Origin of the sequence: uncultured Mucilaginibacter sp., assembly GCF_913773635.1 — a bacterium.
Classification (GTDB): domain Bacteria; phylum Bacteroidota; class Bacteroidia; order Sphingobacteriales; family Sphingobacteriaceae; genus Mucilaginibacter.
The window spans coordinates 292386-311676 of record NZ_CAJYGQ010000005.1 but is presented as its reverse complement, the minus strand read 5'-3'; the positions used below and the strand labels follow the sequence as shown (position 1 = coordinate 311676).

The following is a 19291-nucleotide window of genomic DNA, read 5'->3' as shown; positions in this document are numbered from 1 at the left end:
GAGCTTGTTCACTTTACAATGTTACTTTTTAAGCAACACGATACACTTATCAATTTCCCGCACAAATTCGTTAATTTTTTGCTTGATGTCAAGGCTTTTTTCATTTGTTTCTGAAAATGACTTAGCCAGCTTCAATACACGAAGCTTCTCTTCAAGCTCTTTATTCTTACTTTTACTTACATCTAAAGCTGTGCTCAGCGACTGGTTTTCAAGCTTCAGCAAGTCGTTTTCTTCCTGCAACGCACCACAAAGCGCTATAAGCCGCTCCGTTTTCTCTACTACTATACTCAGCTGATCGGTTACTGATGGCATCTTTTTGATTTCAGATTTCGAATATTCTATTTGGGATTTTTTTATTTCGGACTAACGCTTTGCCACGCAATATAATTTCAAATTTGCGTAATATCCTCATTTAAAATTTAATTTTAAAACGGGCATAGCTTCAAACCAAAATGGTAAAAATTACTTTCTTATTTCTGCTCCCGCCTCTTTTCCAAAGTTGTAAATAAGCTTTTGCATTATCGAATCAATAGCCTTGTCGGTAAGCGTTTTTTCTTCGTCTTGTATAACAAAGCTAAGCGCATATGATTTTTTACCCGCCGGAAGCTTATCTCCCTGATACACATCAAATACACTAACCTCAGTAAGCAACTTACGCTCGGTTTTGTGCGCTATTTGCTTTAACTGACCAAATGTAACTGCGGTATCAACCAGCATAGATAAATCGCGCCGTACGGCCGGAAACTTAGAAATTTCTTTGTTTACAATTTTATTCTTACGAACAATGCTCAGCAACGTATCAAAGTTAAAGTCGGCATAAAACACTTCTTTCTCTACCCCGGCTTTTTTCAAAGCACCAGGTAAAACTGAGCCAAATTTTACCAGCGTTTTGCCACCACGAAAGTTGTATTGCAAACCGTAAGCAAATTCATGATCATGTATTTCGTCGGTTGTATAATCGGTAATATTTAACCGGCTCAGTAACCCATCAACAATAGCTTTAAGGGTGTAAAAAGTACCTGTTTTAATACTATCAACTTCCTTAACAGCATTATTACGCGCATTAACGATTGGTTGCTTGAACTTAACAAATTCACTTGCATGTTCACTTTCTTCAACTGCTTTTACCAACTTACCAACATTTTCAAAAAGTGGAATGAAGTAATTAGGGCGATCATTCCAATTTTCTACAGATGTCCTACCAGTTATAAAAACTGACATACGTTGCGTTTCAACGTATTTGTCATCCTCAAAAAAGTAGGTTTTACCAAATTCGTAAAGCTTTAAATCGGCCTGACGACGATTTTGATTGTATGCAATAGCCTCCAAACCTGAATACAACAGCGTTTGACGCATGATGTCCAGATCGCTGCTCAGCGGATTAAGCAGTTTAACCGCGTTATCCAAACTTTGGGCATACGATGAACTGGTTAATGAATTTGCCAGCATCTCGTTAAATCCATTAGCGGACAGTAAATCTGACAGCGCATTTTGCACGGTGTCGCGCTCTGGCCGGTTACTGGTGTTCAGCGACGCACGTATTTGTGTAGGAATTTCGATATTGTTATAACCGTAAATACGTAAGATGTCTTCAATGACGTCAACTTCGCGGGTTACATCAACACGGTAAGGCGGCACTTTTAAGAATAAGCCTTCGGCAGTTTCGTTAGTTATAACAATATCTAAAGCTTGTATAATTGCCTTAATGGTACCGTTACCTATTGCTTTACCAATAAGCCTGTCGATATTTTTAAAAGTAACCTCAACGCTAAACGGTTCAACGGGTGCCGGGTAAATGTCAGATATTTCTGATGAGATTACACCACCTGCAACCTCCTGAATTAATAAGGCAGCACGTTTAAGCGCAAACACCGTTATATCAGGATCAACGCCACGCTCAAAACGGAAAGAGGCATCGGTTTTTAAACCATGGCGTTTTGATGTTTTACGTACGGAAACCGGGTTGAAATAAGCGCTCTCAAGAAAAACAGACGTTGTGCCCTCTGTTACGCCCGATTTAGCTCCACCAAATACCCCTGCAATACACATTGGTTCTTCGGCATTGCCTATCATCAAATCATCTGCTGATAGTTTGCGCTCAGCATCATCAAGCGTTACAAATGGCGTACCTTCGGCATACGTTTTAACCAATACTTTACCACCGGTAATGGCATTAGCATCAAACGCATGCAAGGGCTGGCCTAACTCATGCAACACGTAATTGGTAACATCAACAATGTTATTAATTGCGCGTACGCCAATAACTGCCAAACGCTCTTTTAACCACTGCGGTGATTCTTGCACCTTTACGCCTGTTATTGTTAAACTGGCATACCGCGGGCATGCAGCTTGAGCTTCAATGGTTACAGGTATGTTTAAATCGTTATTTTGAACCTTAAAGGCCGAAACATCAGGCTTGGTTATACCAATACGCAAAAACGCTGCAATGTCGCGGGCTGTGCCCAGGTGTGAAGCAGCATCGGCACGGTTTGGTGTAAGGCCAATTTCAAATAAGTAATCGTCATTAAGCTTAAAGAAATCTTTTGCAAAAGCTCCAACAGGTGCATCAGCATCCAAAACCATAATACCATCATGGTCATGGCCTAAGCCAATTTCATCTTCCGCGCAAATCATACCCTGCGATAGTTCGCCGCGAATTTTTGATTCTTTTATTTTAAAAGGCTCGCCAGTAGTTGGGTGTACGGTTGAACCAACCACAGCTACAACCACTTTTTGACCGGCAGCAACATTGGGTGCACCACAAACAATTTGCAAATCATTTTCGGCACCAACGTCAACTTTGGTTATACGCAAACGATCAGCATTAGGATGTTGTTGAGCGTCTTTAACATAACCAATAACCAAACCTTCCAAACCACCGGGAATGGCCTGCACCTTTTCAAGGCTTTCTACCTCCAGCCCTACGCCGGTAAGTATTTGTGATATATCTTCGGGCGACTTATCAGTTGAAATAAACTCTTTAAGCCAGTTATACGAAATCTTCATTATACTCTATAAACGGTCAAATATAAGATTTTTGAGTTATAACATTTCCAGCAACTCTGCATCGGTTATGATAGGCACATTCAGCTTATTAGCTTTTTCCAGTTTTGATGGCCCCATATTGTCACCTGCTACAAGGTAGTTTAGCTTAGCCGATATACTGCTCAGTATTTTACCGCCGTTTTGCTCTATAAGTTCCTTAAGCTCCTCGCGCGAGTATTTTTCAAATACACCCGATATGATAAAAGTTTTGCCCGCCAGCTTATCACTTTGCAATACAACTTCTTTTTGAACTGATTCAAATTGCAGACCCTGGCTTTGCAACTTTTGAAGCTCGGCCAAATGCACAGGCCCGCTCATATACTCCACCAAACTTTGGGCTATGCGTTCACCAATTTCTTCAACGGCGGTAAGCTCTTCTAGTGATGCCGACTGTAGCTTTTCTAATGTTTTAAAATGAGCCACCAGTTTCCGTGCTACGGTTTCGCCCACGTAACGTATGCCCAGGCCAAATAACACTTTTTCGAAAGGCTTTTCCTTTGATTTTTCGATTCCGGCCAGCATATTGGTGATTGATTTTTCACCAAAGCGGTCCATCTGTTTTAATTCATCAGCATGTGTGTGCAACTCATATATGTCGCTAATGTGCTTGAGCAATCCCCGCTGATAAAGTGTTTCAATGGTTTCGTCGCCCAACCCATCAATATCCATAGCCTTACGTCCTACAAAATGCTGCATTTTGCTTACAATTTGCGGCGGACAGCCTTCATCGTTCGGACAGTAATAGGCAGCCTCACCCTCTTTGCGCTCTAAAGGCGTACCGCAAGCCGGACAAGTGCTTCTATACTCCACTTTTACAGCGCCGGCTTTACGCTTATCGGGGTTTACGCTGATAATTTTAGGGATGATTTCACCGCCTTTTTCAACGAAGACGGTATCACCCTCATGCAAATCCAAACGAATAATTTCGTTAGCGTTGTGCAACGTAGCACGCTTTACAGTTGTACCCGCCAGCAGTACAGGCTTTAGGTTAGCCACAGGGGTAACCGCTCCGGTACGGCCCACATTGTAATCCACACTCAGCAGCTCGGTTTCTACCCGTTCGGCCTTAAACTTATATGATATGGCCCAGCGTGGTACTTTTGCAGTAAAACCAAGCTCTTCCTGCTGGCCATAATTGTTTACTTTAATAACAATTCCGTCAATATCAAAGCTTAGGTTAAAACGCTCGGTATCCCAATAATTTATAAATTCAAGCACCTGGTTAATATCAGTGCAAAGCCTACTATCTTCACTCACGTGAAAGCCCCAGCTTTTAATGGCCTGCAAACTCTCCCAATGAGTTTTAAACGGCGATTTTTCCATATGCAGGGCATACAAAAAACAATCTAAAGGGCGCCGTGCAACCTCGGCCGAATCCTGCAGCTTCATAGTACCCGATGCAAAATTGCGGGGGTTAGCGTACGCCACCTCTCCTTTTTCAATACGGTCGTCATTTAAACGTTCAAAAGCTTTACGGTGCATAAACACCTCGCCCCGTATTTCAAATAAATCAGGGTAGCCGCTATCGGCATGTAGCTTTTTAGGTATGGTGTGTATGGTGCGCACATTGGTGGTTACTTCATCGCCTTCAACTCCGTTACCACGGGTTACGGCGCGGGCCAGTTTGCCGTCCTCATAAGTAATGCTCATGCTCAGGCCGTCAAACTTCAATTCAACTACGTACTCAAAATTATCGCCAATGGCTTTGCGTACGCGCTGGTCAAAGTCCAGCAGTTCCTGCTCGCTGTAAGTGTTACCTAGCGATAACATAGGCCAGCGGTGACGTACTGTTTTAAATTCTTTGGTTACCTCACCGCCAACCCTCTGAGTTGGCGATTCCGGATCGGCTAAATCAGGGTACTGCTCTTCTAAGGCGGCCAGTTCCTTCAATTTAAAATCAAAATCCTGATCAGATATAGTTGGCTGTGCAAGCACATAATAGTTGTAATTGTGTTGCTTAAGCTCAGCCGTGAGCTGGGCAATGCGTTGTTTAGCCTGGTTTGTTGCCATAAAGGCGAAGATAGGTTTTTTGTTAATGTGTGAATAAGCGATGTTGTGAATGAGCAATTATTTCGCCGCTGCTATCACTTACTTCATCCTAAACATTTTCAAATTCCCTACCACTAACCCTGCGGTTGTAAAAGAACAAGCCTAGACTCATAATAATACTGGTGCCAAGTATTACCACAAACAGCAAACTCGTTTCAACACCGGGTAAACGTAATTGCTGCGGCAAATTATAATACAACAACACGCTTATTAATCCGCGCGGAACAATAACCAGTTCGGGCATCAAGTCGGTTTTCAATGCCAGTTTGATATAAACAAAGCGTATAAAGTAAATTGTAAACAGTATAAGTGCCCCAATGAACAGCACGGTTGACTTTTGCAGTTGGTATACGTCCATGCTGAACCCGAAAATGATAAAGAAAAACGTACGCATGATAAAGGCGCTCTCGGCCGAAAGTTGCAGCAACTGCTTAAGGTCAAGACTTAAGCCGTGGTAAATGAAATGTTTGCGAAACCAGGGCAGGTTTATCTGATCGGCATTGTTAAAGAACAGCCCCAGCGCCAGCACAATAATGAGCGACGACAAATGAAACGACTGCCCTATAGCATAAACCAAAATTAGCAACGCAATAATTAAGAAGAACTTTACGTGGTGCGTTATGCGGCCAATTAAATACAGTAATAGTAAACAAGCCACCTGCGCCAGTATAAGTATGGCAACCAGCTCAACGCCTAACTTGGCAAATGACCCTACGCTTATAACGCTGTTACTAAGCATAAAGTTAAACAGTACTACCGTTAAAATATCTGAAAACGAGGATTCGTATATTATAAATTCCTTTTTATGCTTATTGATGTTTGAAGCTGACGGTATAGCAATAGCCGAACTGATAACACAAAAGGGAATGGCGTTTATAAAGCATCGGTAATAATCGGCCCGGGTGAGTACATAAATCAAGCCTGATATACTGAATGTAGTGAACAACAGTACAAAAAATGCCGATAAGAACGATTTTTTGATTACCTGATTTTTTGAAGGTGAGTACTTTAACTCTAGTGCGCCCTCAAAAACTATTAAGATCAAACCCAGCGTTCCAAGTGTTGGTAAAATAGTGGTTAAATCAAACAGCTTTATGCTGAAGTAATCAACCAACTGATGTAAGGCTACACCTAAAAACAGAAGCAGCAGTACTGACGGAATTTTTGTTTTACCTGCAATTAAATCAAACAGGTATGAAAAAATAACCAGCGAACACAGAACGATTAAAGTAGTATAGGTAGTCAAAATGCAATTAACTTGTGTAGCAATATAACATTTTGGCTTAAATTGTTTGTTAAGGGACGCTTTAATGTCATATACACATCATCTAAAAACGCTTTTACAAACCGTTTACACAGTGTTAATGTTTGTACCGTAAGTTTGATGATATGGCTAATTTACTTTCACCCTTAACTATAAAAGGCACAACTTTTAAAAATCGTATTGTTGTATCGCCCATGTGCCAGTACAGCAGTAATGATGGCTTCGCTAATGACTGGCACCTGGTACATTTAGGTGCATTTGCTACCGGTGGCGCAAGCCTTATAATTACCGAAGCAGCCGCGGTATCACCCGAAGGCCGTATAACCTACGCCGATTTAGGCATATGGAATAATGAGCAAATTGAAAAGCTTAAACAAATAACAAGTTTTATTGAGGCACAAGGTTCGGTAGCCGGTATACAACTGGCACATGCGGGTCGTAAAGCCAGCCATGATAAGCCTTGGCTTGGCGGTAAGCAGTTTACATCAAATCATGAAAATGGCTGGTTAACCGTTGCACCAAGTGCCCTGCCTTTTACTGAAGGCGAAGAAGCGCCAGTAGCGTTAGATAAGGCCGGAATTGAAAAGGTTAAAGCCGACTTTAAAAGTGCTGCCGAGCGTGCGCTTAGCGCAGGCTTTAAAGTAGCAGAAGTACATGGAGCACATGGTTACCTGCTTCACCAGTTTTACTCGCCATTGAGCAACCAACGTACTGATGAATATGGAGGCAGCTTTGAAAACCGTATACGTTTGCTGGTTGAAGTTACTGAAGTGGTGCGTGAAGTGTGGCCTCAGGATTACCCGCTATTTGTACGTATATCATCAACCGACTGGACTGAGGGTGGCTGGACTATTGAAGATTCGGTTAAACTGGCTGCAGTTTTAAAAGAAAAAGGTGTAGATTTGGTTGATTGCTCATCGGGCGGTAACGTGCCGAAAGCAAACATACCTAATAAACCGGGCTACCAGGTTGAATTTGCCGAGAAGATTAAAGCACAAACCGGAATATTGACCGGCGCCGTTGGTTTAATTACCAATGCGGCCCAAGCCAATGAAATTATAGAAAACAACAAGGCCGACATGGTATTGATGGCGCGCGAATTGTTGCGTGATCCGCATTTTGCTTTACGCGCTGCACATGAGTTGCAACATGAAATTGCATGGCCTGCACAATACGAACGCGCACAATGGCGTTAATTGAATGCAAAACTAATTAACCTTTTAATAATCAACCCAAAAAGAACATGAAACGTACAGCAACTGCACACTGGAACGGAACATTGAAAGACGGCGCAGGCCACTTAACTACACAAAGCACTACTTTAAATCAAACTCAATACTCTTTTAAAACCCGTTTTGAGTCGGGCGTGGGTACTAACCCCGAGGAGTTATTAGCAGCTGCACATGCAGGTTGCTTTACTATGGCTGTTGGAGCAGCTTTAACCCAGCAAGGTTTTCAGCCTGGTGATTTAGACACCGCCGCTGTGTTAGACCTTGATATGGCCAACCTTGCCATAACCGGTATTCATCTTGAAATTAAAGCTACAGCTATTGACGGTGTATCTGAAGATCAGTTTAAAGCCGTTGCCGAAGACGCTAAAAAGAACTGTATCATTTCAAAAGCTTTAAGCGTGCCATTTACCCTTAACGTGATTTACGGCGTATAAGTAATAGAAAACACTACCTTTCTTGCTGCTGTAATTGCTGATAGTTCACGGTAATGACATGCGCAGGTAAAATATACAAGGAGCAGACAATAACGTCTGCTCCTTGTTGTTTAAAACCAAATACATATTAATACTATGCGTAGACGTTTATCGCTTACTTTTTTATTTGTGATTATTATTACTGGGTTTCTTGTATTCCTGTTTTTTTACATGAAGCACCAATTTGGCACCGTACGCACCGAGGTTAAGGAAGATGTTATGGTAGAAAAAATAACTGCTATGGGCAAACTCGAGTTGGTAAAATACAGCATGAAGGATGTGCTGGAAAAGAAACAGATACACACCATCTTACCGGATGAACGAGTATTATTTGTAGCCGTGGGCGAAGTAACCGCCTGCATTGATCTTACCAAAGTAACCAAACAGAACATTACCCGCAGTAACGGCGACAGTGTAGTTACTGTAACGCTGCCCCAGCCCGAAATTTGTTACGCAAAGCTCGATCATCAACGCTCCAAAGTATATGACGTAAGCGGCGTAATACTACCAAGCACCACCAAAGCTATGGTTGAGGATATTTACAAACTTGCCGAAAAGCGTTTGCTGGATAATGCCAAACAACAGGATATTACCGGTAAAGCCAGGCAGAACGCACAGGTTATATTCAAACCTTTGTTAGAAGGTATATCGGGCAAAACGGTTGTGCTTAACTTCAAGTAACTGATTTTTATTAATTCAATATTAACGTAAACAAAAAGCGGCCTGAATAATAAATCCAGGCCGCTTTTTTGTAATTATAACGATAAGTCTATTTCAACACGTTTCTCCAACTTACCAAATCGCCGATTATTTTTTGCAACTGGTCGGCAGGTACGCGCTCCTGCTGCATACTGTCGCGGTGGCGTATGGTTACGGTGTTATCTTCGAGTGTTTGATGATCTACCGTAATACAAAACGGTGTACCAATAGCATCCTGACGACGGTAACGTTTGCCAATAGCATCTTTTTCTTCGTACTGAATGTTAAAGTCGAGCTTAAGCGTGTCCATAATTTCTCTCGCTTTTTCCGGCAAACCATCTTTTTTAGTAAGCGGGAAAATAGCGGCTTTTACCGGTGCCAGGCAAGGGTGCAGGCGTAGTACAGTACGGCTGTCCTGCTTTTCTTCGGTGCTCAGGTCTTCCTCCTCGTACGCATTAATCATGGTAAGTAAAAACATACGGTCTAACCCTATTGAAGTCTCAATAACGTATGGCACGTAGTTACCATATGGCTTATTAGTGTCCGGATCAACCTCAGGGTCAAAGTACTGCATTTTTTTGCCCGAGAACTGCTGATGCTGGCTCAAATCAAAATCAGTACGGCTATGAATACCTTCTACCTCTTTGAAGCCAAACGGGAAGTTAAATTCAATATCATAAGCGGCATCAGCATAGTGTGCCAGTTTGGTATGCTCATGGTAACGGTATTTTTCAGGAGCTGTTCCCAAGGCCAAATGCCATTGCAAACGGGTTTCTTTCCATTTATCAAACCACTCTTTTTGCGTACCCGGTCGAACAAAGAATTGCATCTCCATTTGTTCAAACTCGCGCATACGTATTATAAACTGGCGTGCAATAACCTCATTACGGAAAGCCTTACCAATTTGTGCAATACCAAAAGGTATTTTCATACGACCGGTTTTTTGCACGTTAAGGTAGTTTACAAATATACCCTGTGCAGTTTCGGGGCGTAAGTAAATAGTATCGGCATCATCAGCAACGGCCCCCATTTGAGTGCTGAACATGAGGTTAAACTGGCGTACTTCGGTCCAGTTGCGGGTACCGCTTACAGGGCAGGCAATTTCATGCTCTACAACTAATTCGCGCAGGCGGTTAAGGTCATCTGCGTTCATGGCCTTATCCAACTCCAGCTGCAGCTGCTCAGCTTTATCGGTTTTGCCATCAGCATCGTATTTTTGTATACGATCTTCTAAAAGCTGGTCGGCACGGTAGCGTTTTTTCGAATCCTTGTTATCAATCATCGGATCGCTGAAACCATCAACGTGACCGCTGGCTTTCCATATTTTTGGGTGCATAAATATGGCTGAGTCAATACCCACAATATTATCGTTCAACTGAACCATGCTTTTCCACCAGTAGGTTTTGATGTTATTTTTCAGTTCAGCACCATTTTGGCCGTAATCATAAACAGCGCTCAGGCCGTCGTAAATTTCACTTGACTGAAATACAAAACCATACTCTTTAGCATGGGCAATTACATTTTTAAATAATTCGTCGGTACTTTTACTCATAGCGCGTCAAAGATAGAATTTTTTTGATTTTAGATATCGGATGTTCTATTGCGGAATTACATTAGTTATAAACCGTTAGCTCAAAATACACTGTTAAACTACCGTCTATGATGCATCGCCAAAAAAAGCTAGCTTTGGCAAATTATGATTGACCAGCAAATCAAATCCGTAATTCGCGATATCCCTGATTTTCCAAAGCCCGGAATAGTATTTAAAGACATTACCCCTATACTTAAAGAGCCTGTTTTGTGCGAAAACATAGTTAACGCATTTGCAGCCCATTTTCAAAACTCTACTGTTGATGCCGTAGCCGGTATTGAAAGCCGCGGTTTTTTGTTTGGTTTACAACTGGCCGGTAAATTAGGTGTGCCTTTTGTGCCTATACGCAAAGCAGGCAAATTGCCATATACGGTTAAAAAAATGGAGTATGACTTAGAATATGGCTCGGCAGTTATTGAGGTTCATACCGATGCCTTTAAATCTGGTCAGCGTATTTTAATACATGATGATTTGCTGGCTACCGGAGGCACCGTTACTGCAGCTGCAAACCTGGTTACTCAAATGGGCGGTGTAATTGCCGGCTTTAGCTTTATTGTAGGATTGAGTGCATTAGAGGGCAGAAAAAAAATTGCGCCTTTGGCAGATAAGATTGTAGTGTTGGCGGAGTATTAAGCCGCGTTATAATCTTACACAAAACAAGGTGAGCTAACCTATATATGCTTATTTAACACTATTTAACAAGGCGTTAAGGCAATAATGTGCATCTTTATGCACAACCCCTATCATACGCATGAAGATTGTTTTATCGCTTATCAGCCTGTTGTTTATATCTTTCACAGCGCTGGCCCAAAACTTTACTATTAATGGCACAGTAAAAGATAATACAGGCCAACCTGTGCCTTTTGCTACTGTGTTGGTAAAAAGCACCACCAAAGGCTCGCCCGCCAATGCCGACGGGCAGTATACGCTTACGCTTCCAACCGGCACCTATGATATACAGTTTAAAGCGATAGGCTACAAGCAGGAAAGCAGGAAAATAACCTTACAAGGCAATCTGACTTTGAACATTGAGCTTTTGCCCGAGGCGTTCCAATTACAAAACGTAGTGGTAAGGGCTGGTGGCGAAGACCCGGCGTATGCTATAATACGCAAAGCCATACGTAAGCGTAAAGGATATTTAACCGAAATTAAGTCTTACACCTGTGATACTTACATTAAAGGTTTACAGCGAATATTGAATATGCCAAAAAAGTTCATGGGTCGTGATCTTGATCAAATGGCACGCGAGATTGGCCTTGACTCCAACCGCAGAGGGATTGTTTACCTTTCTGAGTCTGAATCGAAACTTGCTTTCATGCAACCCAATAATTACCATGAGGAAATGGTATCGTCAAAAGTATCGGGTAGCAACAGGGCTTTTAGTTTCAACAGGGCATCTGAGCTTAACGTAAACTTTTACGAAAATTTGCAGGACTGGGAAGGACTAAGCAACCGCCCGTTAGTTTCGCCAATTGCCGAAAATGCTTTATCGTTTTATAATTATAAATACATGGGTGAAACCGTAGAAAACGGTGAAACTATTAACCGTATTAAAGTAACACCCAAGCGTAAGTTTGAACCCACTTTTGAAGGATTTATTTACATTATTGAAGATAGCTGGCGCCTGCACAGCGCCGATTTAATGCTGACCAAATCGGCCGGAATTAACTTTGTTGACACCCTCACCGTTAAACAGCAATTTGTACCGGTGGGTACTAAAACATGGATGCCATCGTCGGTTAAATTTGAGTTTACGGCCGGCTTATTCAGCTTCAAAATTGGCGGTTACTTTGTAGCGGTATTTAAAAACTACGACATCAACCCTGCACTTACACGCAAAACGTTTGCCGAGGTTATGCGGGTTACCCAGGGCGTTAATAAAAAAGACTCTACCTACTGGCAGCAGGCGCGCCCAATACCACTTACTGCTGAAGAAATGACCGATTATGAAAAAAAGGCGGTGCTTGCAAAAAAGCGCGAATCAAAGCCTTACCTCGACTCGCTCGACAAGGTTCATAACAAAGTATCGGCTACACGATTTTTACTGTCAGGCATCAGCATACGTAACCGCTATAAAAAAACATATTTCAATACCGAATCGGTATTAGGTTCATTGCTATATAACACGGTAGAGGGCGTGGCTATCAATTATGGCGCATCGTTCAGTAAGCAAATTGATAGTGCCCGCAATAAATACCTCAGGCTATCAGGCCGGGTGAGGTATGGCTTTAGTAATAAACTGCTACATGGCAACATAACGGGCATTATTCCAATAAATGATTACTCGTTAAGCTTTGCTGGTGGCTCAGATGTAGTAGATTTAAATAACACCTACCCTATACGGCCGCTGTCAAATTCCATATCAAGCTTGTTTTACCGGCTTAACTACCAAAAGCTATATGATAAGCATTTCATTTCTGTTGGCTTATCAAGGCGTATTGCAGGAGGCTTACAGGGAAGCGTAGTTGCCGAATTTGCAGACAGGCGCTGGCTTGACAATACATCAGATTACAGTTTCTTTTTCCGCAACCGAGAGTACTCATCAAACAACCCGCTGGCCCCCTTTTCAAATACACCACTGTTCCCCAACAACCAAGCTTTGAAAGTTAGCATTCGCGCCAGTTATGATTTCAGCAACCGCTATGTAACCTATCCAACAGGCAGGTTCTATCTAGCATCAAAGTATCCTAAGCTTGAGGTTGGCTATACAAAAGGAATAAACAAGCTACTGGGCTCTGATGTAGACTATGATTTACTCACCGCCAGTTTAAGTAAGAGTGATGTAAGCCTGGGTATGTACGGTAAGTTTGACTTTTACATTGGCGCAGGTAAGTTTTTCAACAACAAGCAACTTTACTTTACCGATTACAAACACTTTTCGGGTAACGAAATACTAATTCATCATGATGCTCCAAACTCTTTCCTGATGCTTAATTACTATACCAATAGTACCGCCAGCAGTTACTTGGAAGGACATTATGAGCATAACTTTGGCGGCTTGGTATTAAGTAAAATTCCGTTGATACGCCGGCTTAAATTACAGGAAATAGTAAAGGCAAGCTATCTTACCACACCACAATTTAAAAACTACTCGGAGCTTGGCGTGGGCATAAGCTACCTGGGCATAAAAGCACTCTACGGATGGTCATTCAACAGCGGTCCTAACTCAAAAACAGCATTTCGTATCAATCTCGAATTTTAAAAAAGTTGATACAAACTTAACGTTGGTTAAATAAAAATGGCATTTAAACAGCGGAAATCATATCTTAGCAATCCTGTTAATTAGATAAGATGGAAATGTTTCACGGAACGGGAGTGGCAATGGTAACTCCGTTTACTACCGATGGCCAGGTTGATTATGCCGGCCTCGAAAACCTGATTAATCACCTCATTGGCGGAGGTGTTGAATATCTGGTATCATTGGGTACAACCGGCGAAAGCGCCACATTAAGCAAGGAGGAGAAGAAGAAGGTATGGGCTTTTACCGCCGAAAAAGTTAATAAACGTGTTCACCTTGTTGCTGGCATAGCCGGCAATAACACTTACGAAGTTGTTGAAGCCGTTAAAGGTTTTGAAGCCGCAGGCTATGATGCTATACTATCGGCCAGCCCTTATTATAATAAGCCAATACAGGAAGGCATTTATCAGCATTACAAGGCTATTGCCGAGGCATCTCCTCTACCGGTGTTGCTTTACAATGTACCCAGCCGTACCGGCAGTAATGTAACCGCTGAAACTACTGTACGTTTAGCCAATGACTTTAAAAATATTATTGGCACTAAAGAAGCGTCAGGCAACTTTGAACAGTTTAACCAGATTATGCGCGATAAGCCTGAAGATTTCATGTTTATATCAGGCGATGACCCGGTAACCCTTCCTATGATTGCTATGGGTGCTGTTGGTGTAATATCAGTTATTGGCAATGCGGTACCACGCCAGTTTTCAGATATGATACGTACCTGCTTAACCGGCAACTTTAAAGCTGCACTTAAAGGCCATTACGATTTAATTGAATTTACCCGCCTTATGTTTGCCGAAGGAAGTCCGGGCGGCATTAAAACAGCCCTTAAGCAATTAGGCATTTGTGGAGATACCCTGCGTTTACCTTTAGTACAGGTAAGCAGTGCTGCTGCTGATAAAATTGCATCAGAACTCAAAAAGATTACTGCCTAATAGCTGAGCATTTCACTAAAGCTCTGCCAAATAATACAACGTAATTTTACAACATAAAAAAAGCTGGTTTTTCAACCAGCTTTTTTTATAGCTTTTAATTAAGCCCTGATATAAACTTAGGCTTTGTTTTTAGTGTCTTGTACTTCCAGGCGTATTGCTTGAGCAAGGTTTTTTAAATCCTGCATTCCTTTACGTATACGGGTTCCAGCAGCGCTGTTACCTTTGTTATAGAATTTGTCAGCATCGCCTTCTAATGAAGCAATAAGCTCTTTTACCTGGTTAAATTTGTCCATTTTAATTTACTCCTTTTAAAGATTGAGGTTTATTGTTTTAACTAAGGCTAATCTAAAATCTTTTTTTTGAATATAAAAACGTTTGATATCCTAAAAACGCCCTTCTGATGCTGTTTAGGCACTTTTTCAATCAAACCGTTTATTTAATTGAATTATACTATCAATTATCGCTTATAAATTAATTTTTTTCAAAAAGGCAGTATGTATGTTGAAAACTTTTAGACTGTCAAAATACTCAAACAGCTATTATTTACTCATTCAGGCTATAATTTGAATAGTAATTGATGCATGAACCTACTTAAAAAACGCAAAAAAGCCTCCGCTATCGCGGAGGCCTTGTATAGCTAAGTTTTTAGTTTAGGCGAGTTCTAAGTTCTTCTCCTTGTAAAAACCGTCCTTTAATTTTTGAGCAACTTCGCTGTAAGCATCAAGCGTACGCTGTACATCCTCTAACGAATGTGTTGCAGTAGGTATAAGTCGTAATACAATGAGCCCTTTTGGAATAACGGGGTAAACCACTATTGAACAAAAGATGCCATAGTTTTCGCGTAAATCACGGGTAAGACTTGTTGCCTCAAATAAATCGCCTTTTAAAAATACAGGCGTAACCATTGTATTGGTGTTGCCTATGTCAAAACCGCGTTCTTTTAAACCATTTTGCAGTGTGGTAGCAATCAGCCAAAGCTTTTCGCGCAGCTCAGGTTGTGATTTTAGAAGTTCAAAACGCTTATGCAAGCCCATAACCATTGGCATTGGTAGTGCCTTAGCAAAAGTTTGCGAACGCATGTTATAACGTAAGTAAGCAATAATATCCTTTTTAGCAGCCACAAATGCACCTATGCCTGCCATTGACTTTGCAAACGTGCCAAAAAACACATCAACACCTTCAATACAGTCTTGAGCCTCGTGAGTACCTGCCCCTGTTTTGCCCATTGTACCAAAGCCATGAGCATCGTCAATAAGTAAACGGAAATTATACTTGCTTTTAAGGTCAACAATTTCTTTAATTTTACCTTGAGCACCCGACATACCGAAAACGCCCTCGGTGATTACTAAAATGCCGCCGCCTGATTGCTCGGTAAGTTTTGTAGCCCGCTCCATTTGCTTTTCAAAGCTGGCGATATCGTTATGCTGGTAAACAAAGCGCTTACCCATGTGAAGGCGTACACCATCTATAATACAGGCGTGTGATTCAGCATCGTATACAATTACGTCATTACGATCAACAAGCGTATCAATAATTGATACCATGCCCTGGTAACCATAGTTTAATAAAAAGGCATCTTCCATGCCCACAAACTCGGCCAAACCCTGCTCTAACGACTCGTGATATTTGGTGTTGCCAGACATCATACGGGCACCCATAGGATAAGCCATACCGTAATCGGCAGCTGCCTGAGCGTCAGCCTGGCGCACTTCCGGATGATTTGCTAAACCTAAATAGTTGTTAAGACTCCAAACTAAGTGCTCTTTTCCGTTAAACATCATATGAGGAGCAATCTCCCCTTCTAACTTGGGAAAAGAAAAATAACCGTGTGACCACTTCTGGTGCTGACCAATAGGTCCGCCAAGGTTCTTTGAAATTTTGTCAAATAAATCCAATGTCTTTAATTTATTTATTTAAACGCAAATATAAGGGATTACATTCAGGCAATCAACGCCTATAACTTTTTATAATAGGTTATAACATAACATTGACAGGTTATCGTTGAGCATAATTAAGGCTTAAAACATAAAAACAATTCATCAAAATACATGTTTAAACATGTATTATTTAATTTCAGATGCTATGAATCATTTAAAAGACAAAGTAATACTTATTACCGGTGCAGCAATGGGATTAGGTTTTGCTACAGCGGTTGAAGCTGCAGCTACGGGTGCTAAACTTGCGCTTGTAGACTATAATGCAGAAGGCTTGGAGAAAGCTAAGGCACAAATCAGCGAGCAATTTCCCGCTGCGGAAATACTAACTATTGTTGCCGACACATCAAGCGAAGAGCAGGTGCAAAACTACGTGGAACAAACCATTAATAAGTTTGGTGCCATTGACGGCTTCTACAATAACGCAGGGATTGAAGGAAAGCAGGCACCTTTGGCTGATTACGATGCTGAAGTATTTAAAAAGGTTATTGATATTAATTTACTCGGAGTGTACTATGGTATTAAGCACGTGCTGCCGCATATGCAAAACAAAAACTACGGACGTATAGTGAACGTGGCATCTGTTGGTGGTATACGCGGAGTTATGAACCAAACACCTTACGTGGCCAGTAAACATGCAGTAGCTGGTATAACCAAAAACACAGCATTAGAGTATGCAAAATTTGGAATTGTTACCAACGCCATTGCCCCCGGAGCTATTTTAACACCTATGGTGGCAGGTGCTTTTAAACAAGTAAACCCGAGCGATCCGGCAGCAGCCGAAAAGGAGTATGCACAAGCCAACCCAACTAAACGACTGGGTAAGCCCGAAGAAGTTGCAAAAGTAGTTTGCTTTTTGCTAAGCGATGTCTGCAGCTACGTAAACGGACAGGTAATTGCAATTGACGGAGGGCAATCAAATAGTTACGGGACCGTTTAAAACAACTATTATAGCTGTAAAAAAAGAGGTGCCCGACTCATGTGAGTCGGGCACCTCTTTTTTTCGTATACTTTACAAGGTGAAGTTTATTCAATTAGTCGACATTATCGTGCAGAAACGAATTGTTGCGGCGAATTTCAGGATTACCCTCATTGTCTGACAATGAGAACTTAGAAATAGAGCTTTCATTTGAGGCAGCAGGCTGCTGTAATGATATCTCCTTACGTTTGTAAGCAGGTACATTTTCAAGCTCCTGAATGTTGCCATTACGCAATTTCATGCTCAAATCTTTTAAACGCATAATACGCTCACGCGATTTACGCAGCTGTTCTTCTATAGACTCGTTGGTTTTACCTTCATCGGCATTAACCACCGGCTCCGGTTCTGGTTGCGGCTGCGGCTGTGGTGCATATTGAGGCTGTGGTGCTACAGGTGCTTCGTTTACCGGGCCAAAGTTCATTACGGTTTCAGTTACCTTATAAACCAGTTCATCAGCCTGAGGCTCAGGCGTAGGCTCCGGATCAGGCTCCATCAGGTTATGCCTAACCACGGTTGGCGCCTGCTCTTCCTGGCGTGCAGTAACCTGCATGTTAAACAAATCGCTTTGTTGAGGTGCTGCTGTTGCAGTGGTTTTTGCCATTACAACTTCCTCCTCTTTAACAGTTGTTTTTACAAATTCGTTAACCGGTTTTACAAGCGGTGTATTTTCAGGCATCAGCATTGATACCACTTTTTTGTTGCTTTCTTCTTTCTCGCGTTCGTCTTTAGTTTGGAAACCGGTAGCAATAATGGTTACCGATAGTTTGTTACCTAAAGTTTCGTCAATACAGTTACCCCAGATCAGGTCGGCGGCTAAACCGGCTTCTTCCTGGATGTAATCAGTGATGATACTTACCTCATCCATGGTAACTTCCTGCTCACTACCCGAGCTGATGTTTAACAGAATATAACGGGCACCTTCAATTTGGTTGTCTTTCAACAACGGTGAAGAAAGCGCACCTTCAACAGCACGTGATGCACGGTTATCTCCATCGGCAGAGTAGCTACCCATAATGGCCACACCACTGTCTTTCATTACAGTGCGTACATCTTTAAAATCCACGTTTATGTAACCCGGATGAGTTATGATTTCGGCAATACCCTTAGCCGCAGTAGTCAAAATATCATCGGCCTGCGCAAATGCCGAACCTAAAGTAAGGTTGCCAAAAATTTGACGCATTTTATCGTTAGAGATCACTAAAAAAGAATCCACATACTTTTTTAGCTCTTCCAAACCTTCTTCGGCCTGCATTTTACGGCGTTTGCCTTCAAACGAAAATGGCGTAGTAACAATACCCACTGTTAAAATATCCATTTCGCGGGCAGCTTTTGCAATAATAGGACTTGCACCTGTACCGGTACCACCGCCCATACCTGCAGTTATAAACAACATTTTGGTGTTGCTTCCCAGCATCTGCTTCACATCCTCAATATTTTCAATAGCCGAGTTTTTACCAACCTCGGGTATTGATCCTGCCCCCATTCCTTCAGTTAAACTGGCACCTAATTGTACTTTGTTAGGGATTGGGCTAAGCTCAAGCGCCTGCGCATCGGTATTACAAATAATAAAGTCAACACCGGTAATTCCTTGCTTGTACATGTGGTTTACAGCGTTTCCGCCGCCGCCGCCAACACCAACTACCTTGATAATCGACGATTTTTCTTTTAACATCTCAAACTGCATGATACTTATTTTCAGGGGTATGTGAATTGATGGATATTCTGTTTTCTGCTATGTAATTATAAAGCTTTTTGCTTAAAATTTATCAACATTTCTAAATTGTTAATAACTTAAACTAGTGCCCGCGTTTACCCTATTTAAACGTGCAAATTTTAAGTTTCTTCTAAAAAA

General features: G+C 41.7%; 15 protein-coding genes. 7 read left to right on the top strand and 8 right to left on the bottom strand.

What is annotated here, in order from left to right; all coding sequences use genetic code 11:
- Positions 1-21 precede the first annotated feature (21 nt).
- The 4 genes from QZ407_RS05060 to QZ407_RS05045 form a co-directional block, all read right to left on the bottom strand.
- A complete protein-coding gene (locus tag QZ407_RS05060; RefSeq protein ID WP_157539873.1) occupies positions 22-312 on the bottom strand; it encodes a hypothetical protein in 291 nt (96 codons plus the stop codon).
- 150 nt (positions 313-462) lie between these two features.
- Positions 463-3006 carry a phenylalanine--tRNA ligase subunit beta gene (gene pheT / locus QZ407_RS05055; RefSeq protein ID WP_295768227.1) on the bottom strand — a complete coding sequence of 848 codons (2544 nt, stop codon included), beginning with the start codon at positions 3004-3006 and terminating at the stop codon, positions 463-465.
- Between the two features lie 36 nt (positions 3007-3042).
- Positions 3043-5055 (bottom strand): NAD-dependent DNA ligase LigA, encoded by a 2013-nt coding sequence (gene ligA, locus QZ407_RS05050; protein WP_295768225.1) that lies wholly within the window; start codon positions 5053-5055, stop codon positions 3043-3045.
- Positions 5056-5143: 88 nt separating this feature from the next.
- Complete coding sequence (locus QZ407_RS05045; RefSeq protein ID WP_295768222.1) at positions 5144-6340, bottom strand: cation:proton antiporter; 1197 nt, start codon at positions 6338-6340, stop codon at positions 5144-5146.
- Between the two features lie 143 nt (positions 6341-6483).
- Here QZ407_RS05045 and QZ407_RS05040 point away from each other — a divergent pair, with 143 nt between their 5' ends.
- The 3 genes from QZ407_RS05040 to QZ407_RS05030 all read left to right on the top strand — a co-directional run bounded on the left by QZ407_RS05040 (position 6484) and on the right by QZ407_RS05030 (position 8744).
- The gene (locus tag QZ407_RS05040; protein WP_295768220.1) at positions 6484-7554 is read left to right on the top strand and encodes an NADH:flavin oxidoreductase/NADH oxidase; all 1071 of its coding nucleotides are present in this window, start codon (positions 6484-6486) and stop codon (positions 7552-7554) included.
- 47 nt (positions 7555-7601) lie between these two features.
- On the top strand, positions 7602-8024 hold the full coding sequence (locus QZ407_RS05035; protein ID WP_295768219.1) for an OsmC family peroxiredoxin: 423 nt from the start codon (positions 7602-7604) through the stop codon (positions 8022-8024).
- Positions 8025-8234: 210 nt separating this feature from the next.
- Positions 8235-8744, top strand: a complete 510-nt coding sequence (locus QZ407_RS05030) for a DUF4230 domain-containing protein (RefSeq protein WP_295768217.1) — start codon at positions 8235-8237, stop codon at positions 8742-8744.
- Between the two features lie 88 nt (positions 8745-8832).
- Here the strand turns inward: QZ407_RS05030 and QZ407_RS05025 are convergent, their stop codons facing one another.
- Positions 8833-10314 carry a glycine--tRNA ligase gene (locus tag QZ407_RS05025; protein WP_295768215.1) on the bottom strand — a complete coding sequence of 494 codons (1482 nt, stop codon included), beginning with the start codon at positions 10312-10314 and terminating at the stop codon, positions 8833-8835.
- 144 nt (positions 10315-10458) lie between these two features.
- Between QZ407_RS05025 and QZ407_RS05020 the strand changes: the two genes are divergently transcribed.
- The 3 genes from QZ407_RS05020 (at position 10459) to dapA (ending at position 14526) form a co-directional block, all read left to right on the top strand.
- Positions 10459-10986, top strand: a complete 528-nt coding sequence (locus QZ407_RS05020) for an adenine phosphoribosyltransferase (protein WP_295768212.1) — start codon at positions 10459-10461, stop codon at positions 10984-10986.
- Between the two features lie 118 nt (positions 10987-11104).
- Positions 11105-13555 carry a DUF5686 and carboxypeptidase regulatory-like domain-containing protein gene (locus QZ407_RS05015; RefSeq protein WP_295768210.1) on the top strand — a complete coding sequence of 817 codons (2451 nt, stop codon included), beginning with the start codon at positions 11105-11107 and terminating at the stop codon, positions 13553-13555.
- A gap of 89 nt (positions 13556-13644) precedes the next feature.
- Positions 13645-14526, top strand: a complete 882-nt coding sequence (gene dapA / locus QZ407_RS05010; protein WP_295768208.1) for a 4-hydroxy-tetrahydrodipicolinate synthase — start codon at positions 13645-13647, stop codon at positions 14524-14526.
- 116 nt (positions 14527-14642) lie between these two features.
- On the opposite strand, the gene QZ407_RS05005 is transcribed toward dapA, so the two are convergent.
- Both QZ407_RS05005 and QZ407_RS05000 read right to left on the bottom strand, forming a co-directional pair.
- Positions 14643-14819 carry a histone H1 gene (locus QZ407_RS05005; protein ID WP_157539885.1) on the bottom strand — a complete coding sequence of 59 codons (177 nt, stop codon included), beginning with the start codon at positions 14817-14819 and terminating at the stop codon, positions 14643-14645.
- A gap of 357 nt (positions 14820-15176) precedes the next feature.
- Complete coding sequence (locus QZ407_RS05000) at positions 15177-16421, bottom strand: aminotransferase class I/II-fold pyridoxal phosphate-dependent enzyme (protein WP_157539886.1); 1245 nt, start codon at positions 16419-16421, stop codon at positions 15177-15179.
- A gap of 187 nt (positions 16422-16608) precedes the next feature.
- On the opposite strand from QZ407_RS05000, the gene QZ407_RS04995 reads away from it, so the two are divergent.
- Complete coding sequence (locus QZ407_RS04995; RefSeq protein ID WP_295768205.1) at positions 16609-17400, top strand: glucose 1-dehydrogenase; 792 nt, start codon at positions 16609-16611, stop codon at positions 17398-17400.
- Positions 17401-17494: 94 nt separating this feature from the next.
- Here QZ407_RS04995 and ftsZ read toward each other — a convergent pair whose 3' ends face one another.
- The gene (gene ftsZ, locus QZ407_RS04990) at positions 17495-19123 is read right to left on the bottom strand and encodes a cell division protein FtsZ (protein ID WP_157539888.1); all 1629 of its coding nucleotides are present in this window, start codon (positions 19121-19123) and stop codon (positions 17495-17497) included.
- Positions 19124-19291 lie beyond the last annotated feature (168 nt).

Coding starts and splice junctions, on each gene's coding strand:
- QZ407_RS05060 (WP_157539873.1), bottom strand. CDS start 312: ATGCCATCAGTAACCGATCAGCTGAGTATAGTAGTAGAGAAAACGGAG.
- QZ407_RS05030 (WP_295768217.1), top strand. CDS start 8,235: ATGAAGCACCAATTTGGCACCGTACGCACCGAGGTTAAGGAAGATGTT.
- pheT (WP_295768227.1), bottom strand. CDS start 3,006: ATGAAGATTTCGTATAACTGGCTTAAAGAGTTTATTTCAACTGATAAG.
- QZ407_RS05040 (WP_295768220.1), top strand. CDS start 6,484: ATGGCTAATTTACTTTCACCCTTAACTATAAAAGGCACAACTTTTAAA.
- ftsZ (WP_157539888.1), bottom strand. CDS start 19,123: ATGCAGTTTGAGATGTTAAAAGAAAAATCGTCGATTATCAAGGTAGTT.
- ligA (WP_295768225.1), bottom strand. CDS start 5,055: ATGGCAACAAACCAGGCTAAACAACGCATTGCCCAGCTCACGGCTGAG.
- QZ407_RS05025 (WP_295768215.1), bottom strand. CDS start 10,314: ATGAGTAAAAGTACCGACGAATTATTTAAAAATGTAATTGCCCATGCT.
- dapA (WP_295768208.1), top strand. CDS start 13,645: ATGGAAATGTTTCACGGAACGGGAGTGGCAATGGTAACTCCGTTTACT.
- QZ407_RS05035 (WP_295768219.1), top strand. CDS start 7,602: ATGAAACGTACAGCAACTGCACACTGGAACGGAACATTGAAAGACGGC.
- QZ407_RS05020 (WP_295768212.1), top strand. CDS start 10,459: ATGATTGACCAGCAAATCAAATCCGTAATTCGCGATATCCCTGATTTT.
- QZ407_RS05005 (WP_157539885.1), bottom strand. CDS start 14,819: ATGGACAAATTTAACCAGGTAAAAGAGCTTATTGCTTCATTAGAAGGC.
- QZ407_RS05015 (WP_295768210.1), top strand. CDS start 11,105: ATGAAGATTGTTTTATCGCTTATCAGCCTGTTGTTTATATCTTTCACA.
- QZ407_RS04995 (WP_295768205.1), top strand. CDS start 16,609: ATGAATCATTTAAAAGACAAAGTAATACTTATTACCGGTGCAGCAATG.